The 11,627-nt window shown below is 39.3% G+C and carries 9 protein-coding genes; all 9 read right to left on the bottom strand.

Translation table 11 applies throughout. The features are described from left to right. Window positions 1-9 precede the first annotated feature (9 nt). The 9 genes from FQT67_RS02065 to htpX all read right to left on the bottom strand — a co-directional run bounded on the left by FQT67_RS02065 (window position 10) and on the right by htpX (window position 11,617). A complete protein-coding gene (locus tag FQT67_RS02065; RefSeq protein ID WP_046176991.1) occupies window positions 10-3,102 on the bottom strand; it encodes a DEAD/DEAH box helicase in 3,093 nt (1,030 codons plus the stop codon). A gap of 222 nt (window positions 3,103-3,324) precedes the next feature. Continuing rightward, the gene (gene der / locus FQT67_RS02060) at window positions 3,325-4,635 is read right to left on the bottom strand and encodes a ribosome biogenesis GTPase Der (protein ID WP_003059001.1); all 1,311 of its coding nucleotides are present in this window, start codon (window positions 4,633-4,635) and stop codon (window positions 3,325-3,327) included. A gap of 62 nt (window positions 4,636-4,697) precedes the next feature. Beyond that, a complete protein-coding gene (gene dnaI / locus FQT67_RS02055; protein ID WP_003058998.1) occupies window positions 4,698-5,600 on the bottom strand; it encodes a primosomal protein DnaI in 903 nt (300 codons plus the stop codon). Then, window positions 5,601-6,779, bottom strand: a complete 1,179-nt coding sequence (locus FQT67_RS02050; RefSeq protein WP_012766597.1) for a DnaD domain protein — start codon at window positions 6,777-6,779, stop codon at window positions 5,601-5,603. Continuing rightward, on the bottom strand, window positions 6,763-7,257 hold the full coding sequence (nrdR, locus tag FQT67_RS02045) for a transcriptional regulator NrdR (protein WP_003049740.1): 495 nt from the start codon (window positions 7,255-7,257) through the stop codon (window positions 6,763-6,765). Before nrdR ends, FQT67_RS02050 begins: the two co-directional genes overlap by 17 nt. Window positions 7,258-7,462: 205 nt before the next feature. Beyond that, complete coding sequence (locus tag FQT67_RS02040; protein ID WP_046176992.1) at window positions 7,463-8,962, bottom strand: HAMP domain-containing histidine kinase; 1,500 nt, start codon at window positions 8,960-8,962, stop codon at window positions 7,463-7,465. Window positions 8,963-8,967: 5 nt separating this feature from the next. Next, entirely contained in the window at window positions 8,968-9,654 is a 687-nt protein-coding gene (gene covR, locus FQT67_RS02035; RefSeq protein ID WP_003049736.1) for a two-component system response regulator CovR, read from the bottom strand. Between the two features lie 269 nt (window positions 9,655-9,923). Next, window positions 9,924-10,457, bottom strand: a complete 534-nt coding sequence (locus FQT67_RS02030) for a DUF177 domain-containing protein (RefSeq protein ID WP_014612038.1) — start codon at window positions 10,455-10,457, stop codon at window positions 9,924-9,926. A 266-nt stretch (window positions 10,458-10,723) separates the two neighbouring features. Beyond that, window positions 10,724-11,617 (bottom strand): zinc metalloprotease HtpX, encoded by an 894-nt coding sequence (htpX, locus tag FQT67_RS02025; RefSeq protein ID WP_003059035.1) that lies wholly within the window; start codon window positions 11,615-11,617, stop codon window positions 10,724-10,726. Between the last annotated feature and the right edge of the window lie 10 nt (window positions 11,618-11,627).

Below are 11,627 nucleotides of genomic sequence, written 5' to 3'. Positions count from 1 at the left end.
CCAACATCTCTAGATTTCTAAACCTAGAATCTCTTTAATTTCTTCAATAGACATACTTGCACGGCTTTCATTCCCATCCAAGACAGTTGTTACCAGATTGCGTTTGCTTTCTTGTAATTCTAAAATCTTTTCTTCAATAGTACCTCGAGTGATTAGGCGATAGACTTCTACGTTATCTTCTTGCCCAATCCGGTGTGCGCGACTGATAGCTTGCATTTCAACGGCAGGATTCCACCATAGGTCAATTAACACCACTGTGTCTGCTCCTGTTAAATTGAGTCCAACCCCTCCTGCTTTAAGAGAAATCAAAAAGGCATCTTTAGAACCGTTATTAAAGGCTCTTGTCATTTCTTGGCGCTCATTAGCAGGGGTTGATCCTGTCATTTGGTAGGCCGTGAGACCTAAAGCATCCATCTCCTGCTTAGCTAAGTCCAACATTCCCCTAAATTGAGAGAAAATCAAGGCGCGGTGCCCGTTTTCCTTGATTTGTAGTAACAAAGTTCGCAAACTCTCTAACTTACCACTTTCCCCATCGTAGTCCATAAAGAGACTTGGAGTATCACAAATCTGCCTCAATCGCGTAATCCCTGACAAAATTTCAATTTTACGACGGTTAATATCTGCATCGCTGGCAGTTCGAATCTGATTCTGCATTTGCCTTAACTGTGCTAAGTAGATTGCTTTTTGGCTATCCGTCATTTCATTTGGATAAGTCATTTCAATCAGGTTAGGTAATTCTGGTAAGACGTCTTCTTTTTTACGACGCATAATAAAGGGCTTGATATATCGCGATACCTGCTTGGCCGTCATTTTTAAAAACTCTTTTTTGGCAGGAAGAAGACCTGGTAAAACAATTTGAAAAATGGACCAAATTTCCAGCAATTTATTTTCAATCGGTGTCCCTGATAAAGCAAAGCAATTTTTGGCATTAAAAGCACGCAAACATTGCGCAATTTTTGTCTGAGCATTCTTAATCACTTGCGCTTCATCCAAAATCAAATAATCGTACTCGAAGGCTTGATAAGTCTCAAAGTCTTGTCTAAAAGAAGAATAGCTTGTAATCGTAATCTGGTGGCCTTCTTCAATAAGGTGATCTCTGACTTGCTTCAAGCCATAGGAAACCACAGCGTCTAACTGAGGAGTGAATTTTTGGCATTCATCCAACCAATTATAAATAAGGCTTGAAGGCGATAGAATCAATACTTTACTATCTGGTTGCAGCTGACTAGATAAGAAAGCTATGGTTTGTAAGGTTTTTCCAAGTCCCATATCATCGGCTAAGATGCCTCCAAATCCATAATGGTCTAACATCGATAACCACTGAATCCCTTGTCTTTGGTAATCTCTTACCTGAGCTTGTACCGATAGCTGTTTGATAGCAAACGTTTCCGGATGTTGCAAATGATGCACCAATTCTTCTAACTCTTTCGAAAGGTGTACTGAAGACATCCCTTCAAAAAGTTGTGACACTTGTAAGGCAGCAATGCCATCCAGTTGCATATGCCCATTTTTGAGATGTTTTGCTCTTAATTCTTGTAAACTGTGACTAACCTTTTGCGTCTCCTCATCAAAAACAACGAGCTGCCCCGATTGGCTCACGAAATAAGAATTATTTTGAAAAAGGGCAGTTAGGGCATCATCGATATCATCTTCCACGATTGTCGAAAAATCAAAGGAAATATCCAATAATCCTCCCTTGCGCTCAATAGCAATCTGAGGCCTTTCCTTAGACCTTAATCCTTCTAATGATGAACTTAACACTACTGTCCCTATACGTTCAACATATGGAACCATTTCCGTGAAAAAGGCATAAAGTTCTGCTTTACTAGATAACCGTTTTTTAGAATAAAACTGCGGGGAAAAGCCAAAGGCCCTCAAAGAACGATTGATTTTCTCTTCTTTTTTGTAATTACTAGCAAAGGGAAGCTGATCCAAAGTTGCCTTATCAGTCACCTGGTAATGCCCGTAGTCGAAGAGCAGTTGACAACTTATTTCATCCTGTCCAACTAAGTCAAACTGGAAAGTCACGTCAAAATCACGAATGGTAAAACTCTTAGGAGCCTCTACACTTCCAATTTGCTTAAACTCTAATAAACTAGCAGCCAGTTTAGCCTGGTCATCTAAGTGAAAATGAATGTGTTTTGCCAAATCAGCATTAATTGGTAGACTACGAATAGCTTGAACCATTTTCGCTTGTTTTAAAGATAGGTGATAGAAAGTATCTTGGTAAAGCAGATAAGCATTGTCGAAAAAATATTGCACATTTTTTTCGGTAATTTGCAACTCAATCGATTGTCGATGCACTTCTACCTTAAAATGGTAAAGCCCTGCTTCTGCATCTAAAGGACGAACAAACAGATGATGATAGGTTTGAGAAGGACCCTCAAAACTGAAATCGTAAAGACCTGTTAGTAGGTGGATACCTTCCTCAAAAAAGCCACTAGGTAGGCGTAAATGTCTTCCATGATTAGGAAAGACATTATCTTGCTCCCCTTTATCTGTATCAGAAGACAACCGCCATAAAAAGTCGATTAATTCTTGACTTGGCTGATCAAATTGTAACCAAGACAGCTGTTCAAAATAGTTTTTACCAATCTGATAAAACCCTTCCTTTTTGACCAATTGCAAAAAGCCTTTGATGTCTCGAATCACATAAGAACGGTCATCTGGCAAACGGTTAATTTTCAAACTCCACCAGTAATCTGACGAAAAAGGACTACGACTTCCTAAGGTTGATAAGCGGTATTTAATGGTATCATCGTCGTTCATTGCTAGACTATCCAAAAAGAGACTTCCAAAAGAGGTCATTTTTTGCGTCTCTGCCTTATGTTCGGTTTGATCACTCAGTTGCTCTGAAAATCGTTTGCCTTTCTCATCATTTTTTAAAAAGTACTCCACTGCTGCAATATGTTTACAATACTGTCTCGCCTCAAACACATCACATTGGCAAGTTACGTCCTCATCATCAGCCCCATATTGAACGTGATAGGGCCCTACTTCAGCTTGTAGAAGTCCCTCATGATCGTCTAGTATTCTGACTAAACCTTGTTCATAGAGCTCTATACCTTCATTCCGTATCCGTCCTGGAATTAATCTAGCCATATCCATCCCACCTTTTTGCTTATCTTTTCATTATAACAAAAATCAAATGAGATTTCTTGGAAAAATCCTTTTTCTTGTTTTCTTTGTTTGATGCTAAAGACTCTCTCCCTACCTCTAAAAAGCATCATAAAAAGGATTGCCTCCTGTGACATACAGAAGACAATCCTTATCAGTGACTGATAATGTCTTTTTAAAATTACTATTTTAACAGAGGACCGTTCCTTATTTCCGTTTGCGTGCAATCAGATGAATCGGTGTTCCCTCGAAGGTAAAGGCTGCACGAATTTGATTTTCCAAGAAACGTAAGTAAGAGAAGTGCATCAATTCTTCCTCATTGACAAAAATCACAAATGTTGGCGGCTTGACCGCAACTTGTGTCGCATAGAAAATCTTCAAGCGTTTCCCTTTATCGGTTGGTGTTGGGTTAATAGCAATAGCGTCCATAATAACGTCATTAAGGACAGCAGATGGGATACGTTTATTCTGACTGTCACTAATACGCTTAATCAATTCAGGTAATTTGTTGAGGCGCTGCTTTGTTAAAGCTGACACAAAAATGATTGGGGCATAAGCCAAGAATTGGAATTGGTCACGAATATCCGCTTCCCATTGAGCAACCGTGTGGTTATCTTTATCAATGGTATCCCATTTGTTAACGACAATAATCATTCCTTTACCAGCTTCGTGTGCAAAACCAGCAATTCGCTTATCGTATTCACGGATTCCCTCTTCAGCATTGATAACCATCAAGACCACATCAGAGCGGTCAATGGCACGCATCGCTCGCATGACAGAATATTTCTCTGTATTTTCGTAAATCTTGCCAGATTTGCGCATTCCAGCTGTATCAATCATGGTGAATTCTTGACCGTCAGCATCAGTGAAATGCGTGTCAATGGCATCACGTGTTGTCCCTGCGACAGGACTAGCAATAACGCGATCCTCACCTAAAATAGCATTAATCAAGCTAGATTTCCCAACATTAGGACGACCGATTAAACTGAAGCGGATAATATCATCATTTTCTTCGACTTCTTCTACTGGTAAGTTTTCAACGATGGCATCCAAGACATCCCCTGTTCCGATCCCGTGAACAGAAGAAACTGGATAAGGATCACCCAAACCAAGTGAATAAAAATCATAAATATCATTACGCATTTCAGGATTATCAACCTTATTAACGGCTAAAATGACTGGGGTATTGGTTCGATACAGAATTTTAGACACATATTCGTCAGCGTCGGTCACCCCTTCTTTACCAGAAACGACAAAGACAATAACGTCCGCTTCCTCCATAGCAATTTGAGCCTGGTGCTTGATTTGTTCCATAAACGGGGCATCAACGTCATCAATACCACCTGTATCAATCAATGAGAACTGGCGATTAAGCCATTCTCCAGTAGCATAAATACGATCTCGAGTAACGCCTTCGACATCTTCCACAATTGAAATACGCTCTCCAGCAATTCGGTTAAATAAGGTGGACTTGCCCACATTTGGACGGCCCACAATGGCAACGGTAGGTAAAACCATGATTCTCCTTTTCTTTCTCTCACTAGTACACTTGTCTATTCTTCTTGATTGTTATCCCAAACTTAACGGCGATTAACTCCTTCTAAATGAAACTCCCTAGCCAAATAGCGGACACGTTCCATCACCCGTTTAGCTTGCCAAGTCTCGTCGTTTCCTTTAATAGTCGCCCATTTACGCTCCAAATCTGCAAAGCTATAATTGGACGTAAAGAAAGTCGGTAAATCTTCTAACATGCGGTACTGCAAAATCACCTGCAACACCTCATCACGGACCCAAGAAGTGGCTTGCTCTGCACCAATATCATCTAAAATGAGCACTGGCACATTCTTCACCGCATCAATTTCTTCTTTAACAGAGCCATTTGAAATGGCATTTTTAACATCAATGGCAAAGCTCGGAAAATGTAAAAGAGTGGTTGAGACACCTTTTTTCTCAGACAATTCATGAGCCATAGCAGCCAACAAGTAAGACTTGCCAATCCCCATGTCCCCATATAGGTACAATCCTTTTTGCTCTACTGATGGGTATTGTTCCACAAAATCCAAAATAGCCGAGAAGGCTTCCATACGACTGGCGTTATTAACGTCAATATCCGACAAATGAATATGGCGATAAGACTTTGGCAAACTGACCAGTTGAATCCGTTCTGAGATAGCGGCCTGTTTTTGAGCCTCTACCAATTCTTTGGTTTCCAAATAAGAGACATCAGCATAACCTTCATTCATGGCTAGAATAGGTTGGTATCCCTTAGCAATATATGAATCATCCTTGAGCTGATATTTCTGACGTTCTACCAAAAATTGATTAAATTTAGACAAACTCAGATTAATTTGTTCTTGTGACAGATGGTGTCGACTGATAAAATCAGCCACTTCAGGATCTGCCAAAATGGTCTGAATCAATTGATCGCTATTAACACGACTGTTTTGACCCAATTTTGCCATGGTATCTCCAATCTTTTCCATCTAGTCACCACCCTTTCTAAGGTTTTCTAGTCGCTTCAAAGCTGCCTGCTTGAATTGATCTAGTTTAGCTTGTTCTTCTTGGCTTGTCGTTTCCTGATAATTAGGATTGCTCCACTTAGGAACATTTGTTTGTTGACTTGTTTTTGGTTTTGCCTGCCGACTGCCTTGACGATCTGTAAATGCTCGTAAGGCTAACATAGCCTCTTCGGCCGTTGATACCTGCTGGTACGAAAAATCATTGGCTATCTTCATCAGATAACTTTTCTGTAAGTTAGCCGACTTGGTCTTATTAAAGGTATAGAGGACCATGACATTAATCACGTCATCAAGAAAAGACATTTTAGCCAAAGTCTGCAACAAGGTTTTTTCATCTTTAGTAACTGTTGCTCGTCTCGCTTTTTTAATCTTCTCCAAGAAAATAAGCGAACTGTCTTGCTTGGCCTCCCGTAAAATGACCTGCTCTGCTTGAGAAAAAGTATCATTACTTGGCTCTTTAGCAGCCTGTTGTTTCTTGACCAGCAAGCGCTTAGGTTGAATTTTCCCATTAACAGCAGTCGCCTTAGCCAGTTGGTAGGTATCAAACCAATTCATTTCGTATTGCTCTGAAATACTATAAAGGCTAATCACATCTTTTTGACTATCTTCAAATTGGAGCCCATCCCTAGTCATCAATTGTTGGAAACTATCTAAATCAAACGTTTTTCGAGCACTTTGAGAGGTTTTAGGAGATAGGCCATCAGTGCCAAAAACATCCGAAAACCGCTTAGAAATATTTCTCGCCTGGTTAGGAATAGCTAATTGTAATTCAGACACTGCTGATTCTCCAATTTTTTGTTCGAGTAAACGAGAGTAGACAGGTTCTTTTAAAAATGCTTCATGCCCTAGGGGCTGCTGCAATTTGACCAAATAGGCGTCCGGAAGCTGATATAAAACCACCAAGTCCATTGCTGTTAGCATAACCATAGCATCTTCGAAACGTTTCATACCAAACTGTAAATGGTTTAAAACATCGCTAAACTTGTGGGCTCTAGCCCCATCATCAAAAAAATGAAGAAAATATTGGTAAACCGCAGTTGCGTCACTTCCAATAATAGGGAAATACAACTGAATTAGGCTTGTCGCATCACAGGAAACTTTGTTGCGTTTAAGATAGGTAAAGGTATCAATGGGTTTCATCATTTAAACTACTTTTCTTTTTTCCTCGCACACGAGTGGTAATTTGTTGCAATAATTCTTCAATTTCATCAACATCTTTAAAGCTCTTATAGACACTGGCAAAACGAACATAAGTGATTTCATCGAGTTCTGCCAATTCATCCATCACTAAATTACCGATAATAGTACTTGACACTTCATTTTCATAAGTTGTACGAACGGTTCGCTCGATACGCGAAATTAAGTTCTCGATATCCGTGCTTGAGACCGGGCGTTTCTGGGCACTTTGAACAACGCCATTCAAAATCTTATCTCGTGAAAATTGCTCTCTTGTGCCATCCTTTTTTATGACTAACAAAGGGAGTTCTTCAACACGTTCAAATGTTGTAAAACGAGTATGGCATTTTTCACATTCTCGTCGACGGCGGATGGTATTGCCATCTTCAGCTTGTCTACTATCGACAACACTTGATTTATTATAATTACATTTTGGACAACGCACGCAAACACCCCAATTCTATCAAATTAATCTAGTACTCTATTCTATCATATTTTCAAGGATAACAAAAGGATATGTCAGGGAATCTAGCTAAGGGAAATTGTTTCAAATGAGGTAGCAAAATCCAGAAAAAAGAACAGCACTTGAACCTACCATCTTGTGGTAACGTCCACTGCCATTCTTTTTTTCATTATAATTGATCATCAATTCACTGGTTATCTTTCGAAACCGCTAGTGGAATGTGTAAAATAAAGACAGATCCCTGATTCAATTCACTTTCAACTTCCATCTGTAAATGGTAACCATCCACAATCTGTTTGAGGATAGACAAGCCTATCCCTAAACCAGCCTGAGTACTGGTTCGATTACGAGATTTATCTGTCCGATAAAAGCGTTCAAAGATGTGTTTAATATCTTCTTTAGAAATCCCTTCTCCCTTATCTTGGACTCTAACAATAGCTTCTTGCTTATCGTTCACCTTAAGATCAATCGAGATTTTCTTATCTTGACGAGAATATTTAACCGCATTGTCAATCAGAATTACCAAAGCCTGTTCAAAATGATTTTTATAAATACGCGCCACAGTTTCGTTATTCTCTGAGTGCCATGTAAATTCAAAATCTTCCCTCAACACACGGAAGTTTCCAATGACTGTCTCAATAGAATTTTCTAAAACCGTGGTGTCATTTTGATGCCCTTCAAAGGACCCCTGCACCCGAATCATATCCAGCATATCGTTAATCATAATTGCCATCCGATCCGCCTCGTGCGCAGTAGCCGTCAAACTTTCTTCGAGAATATCACTATCATCTTTGCCCCAGCGTTGCAAGAGACCAATGTGCCCCTTAATAATAGCAACCGGCGTCCGTAACTCATGACTAACATCACTAATAAAGCGAGATTGCAGCTTGGTATGCGTTTCGACCTTATCCAGCATGTTATCAAAAATAACCGACAGTTCTTCAATTTCATCCCCTGACGAAATGTCAGAACGTAAGTTTAAATTGTTAGGATTTTCGGAAATATTGCGCATCACTTCATGCAAATTATGCAAAGGTTTCAAAAAACGTCGAGTGGCAATTAAAATAATCAAATAAGCCAGACTAGTGCCAAATAGTTCCACCACAAGCAGCCAAAAGAGTAAGCGTGCCCTAATCACGTAATAATTTCCCAAATCATGAAAAATTTGAACATACCCTACAAATTTTCCTGTTCGATTGGAATAAACCTTTTGTGTCATGGAAAAGCCACGATACTGATCTTCAATGTGATCATGAAAAACTTTACCGATAGGACCTCTCAAACCAGGAGAAGCTTCCTCATTGTCTGTGGTAAAAATCATCTGCTTGTCCACATTATAGACGTAAATGTCCTGATTGGCATCAAGGGTATTGGTAATATCTCGCTCACTTCGAATCACACGACTCCCATTTCGGTCATCAATTCTAAGGTGTGTCTTATCATTTTTATACAAAACTTCTGCTAAGTTCTCTAATGTAAAATTAGAGTCCACCTCAGAAAGACGAACTCTAACAATATTTACGGCTTGAAAAACCGATTGCCTTTCCTTTTTCAACAAGAAATAATTAGTTGAACTGTAGGCAATCAGTGTAAAAATAGAGAAAATGCAGAAAAAGAGAACAAAAAAGATATTCGATAAACGTTTTGGTAACGATTTTTTATATTTCTTCTGTTTCTGCTTTACCATCTTACTTATTTCTCACGAATAACATAGCCCATACCGCGAACGGTTTGGATATAAGACTCCTTACCTGGAATATCGATTTTGCCGCGAAGGTAACGAATATAAACATCCACTACATTTGTTTCAACAGCTTCATCGTATTTCCAAACATTTGACAATAACTCTTCACGTGTCATGACACGATTCATATTAGTCATCAAAATGCTAAGCAAATCATATTCACGTTTCGTCAAAGAGATTTCATCATCTCCTCTGTTAACTGAACGGTTTTGTGGGTTCAAGACCAAATCACGGTAAATCCCTTGACTAGGGGTTTTCTTCTCAGATTCGATATCTTGGCGACGGAAAATGGCACGGATACGAGCCAATAACTCTTCAATAGCAAATGGCTTCACAATGTAATCATCCGCTCCACGGTCTAATCCCGCAACCACATCCATAATCGAATCACGCGCAGTCATCATCATGATGTAAGTTGTTTTTTCAGTTTGTAAGCGACGAGTCACTTCAAAACCATCCATTTCAGGAAGCATTAGGTCAAGGAGGATCAAGTCAAAATCCTTTTCTAAGGCAGTTTCCAAACCTTCGCGACCATTTACTTCAACAGTTACTTCATAACCTTCATGTTGCAATTCGAGTGAAACGAACCGTGCAAGGTTCTTTTCATCTTCAATAATTAAAATTTTCTTTGTCATTTACACCAACCCTTACCCTCTCAGACTTTCTTTCTCTCCCAGAAAGAAGGCCACGAGGTCAATCTAATTTTTTCATCTTTGAGAGCCAAGTCTCAAATGGTTACTTATTATCACTTAATGAGTACGAAAGTTTCTGATAATATCACCTTCTTCACTCCTGTGCGGCCGATAAAAGGCCTTTACAAACGAGCAACTACATTCTCTAAAGAGTATATCAAAGAATAATCCTTTTTTCAAATAAAAATTACAGACATCTTTAATATTCAGTTTTATTCATCAAACAACCCTTGGAGGCTTGCAAAAGGATTATTTTCTTTTTGTTTTTCCTCTTTTAAAGATTGATATTGATCCTCAGTCAGAACGGTCCAGTCCTGACCTGTTGGTAATTCTTGAGATTGTTTTTCTTCCTCAGTCAATACCTGTAAAGGAATCGCGAGCAAGATATTGTCCACAATGCTTTCGTCAAGATCGATGTTGTCTTCTTCTAAGACCAAAACTAACTGATCATCAACCATATCTTGTTTACCTGCTACATCTGTGGCTTCAATAAATAATTCCTGAACGTCTTGAACTTCTTTTAAGCTGACAGGAGTCATCGATCGACTTGAAGGCAAGGTCACCTCATAGCTTAGCTGATAATGTAACAAGTACAAACCAGCATCATAGTGCACATCTCCCACAACCCTCACGTCTTTAAGATCCAGAATTTGTGGGTCGCGTTCCAATAATTTTTCTTTAACGTCGCACACTTGGTCAAAATGAAGACCGTCTGGACGTTTTCTGATTTCAGAAAGAATCAACATCATTTTCTCCTAATAAAATTCTAATCTATTTTTACTATTATATCAGGTATTTGTCAATAGTTATATGACAATTTTCTTACATTTTTTAACCTTATCGTCTGATACTCCTCAGAACAAAGGATTCTCCTCTCCTTCTAAAGCTTTTCTGCAATCATTTAGACCAAAATTAGGTTAAAGGAGCCTTGTTTTCTTAGAATTTCTATCTTTTATCTGAATATTAAAAAGCAAAAACGAAAGAAAATGAGGCTTGAGCTAACCTCAAGCCCTCACATGTGTTGTAATCGCTCAATCCTCTCTTCAATGGGAGGATGAGTACTAAATAATGAACTGAAACTACCTTTTTTGCGGGGCTCGTTAATGTACAAGGCCGCACTAGCATCATCAACAGGGTATTTTACCGGCTGAGATTGTTTCAATTTTTCAAGAGCCCTTATCATCCCTTGGGGATTTCTAGTCAGTTCAACTGAACTCGCATCTGCCAAATACTCTCTTTGGCGAGAAATCGCTAACTGAACCAAACTCGCTACTAAAGGCGCTAAAACGAGAGACAACAACGACAGGAGCAACAAGATGATGCCTAAGCCTCCATCATTATTGTTACTACGTTTACGCGAACCACCCCCATACCAAAGTGCGCGCCCCCCAATACTTGAAATGAGCGTTACCGCACTGGCTAAGGCAACCGCAATCGTTGAAATACGAATATCATAATTACGGATATGACTAACTTCGTGCCCAATAACCCCTTCAAGTTCCTCACGATTCATCACTTGAAGTAAGCCTGTGGTTGCTGCTACGGCTGCATTTTTAGGACTAGACCCTGTGGCAAAAGCATTTAAAGAAGGGTCTTCAATAATAAAGACTCTTGGCATAGGAATCTGTGCTACCATGGCCATATCTTCTACAATATGATAAAAATCTGGAGCTTCTGACTCGCTAATTTCTCTAGCAGAATTCATGCTCATCACAAGAGTTGTAGACTGAAAAATCATGCTAACCGCATAAATCGCACCTATAATAAGAGCCAGAGTCACGCCTATCACATAATTGTCCACCAGGAGGTAACCTGCGGAAGCTCCAATAAGTGCTAAGAGAGCGAAGAAAACAACTAATAAAACAACTGTTCGTTGCTTATTTTGTGAAATCTGTTGATAAAGCATAATTCTCCTT

Source organism: Streptococcus sp. NCTC 11567, from assembly GCF_902141215.1.
GTDB classification, from domain to species: Bacteria; Bacillota; Bacilli; order Lactobacillales; family Streptococcaceae; genus Streptococcus; species Streptococcus dysgalactiae.
The sequence above is the reverse complement of the archived record's forward strand: the minus strand, read 5'-3'. Positions and strand labels throughout refer to the sequence as shown.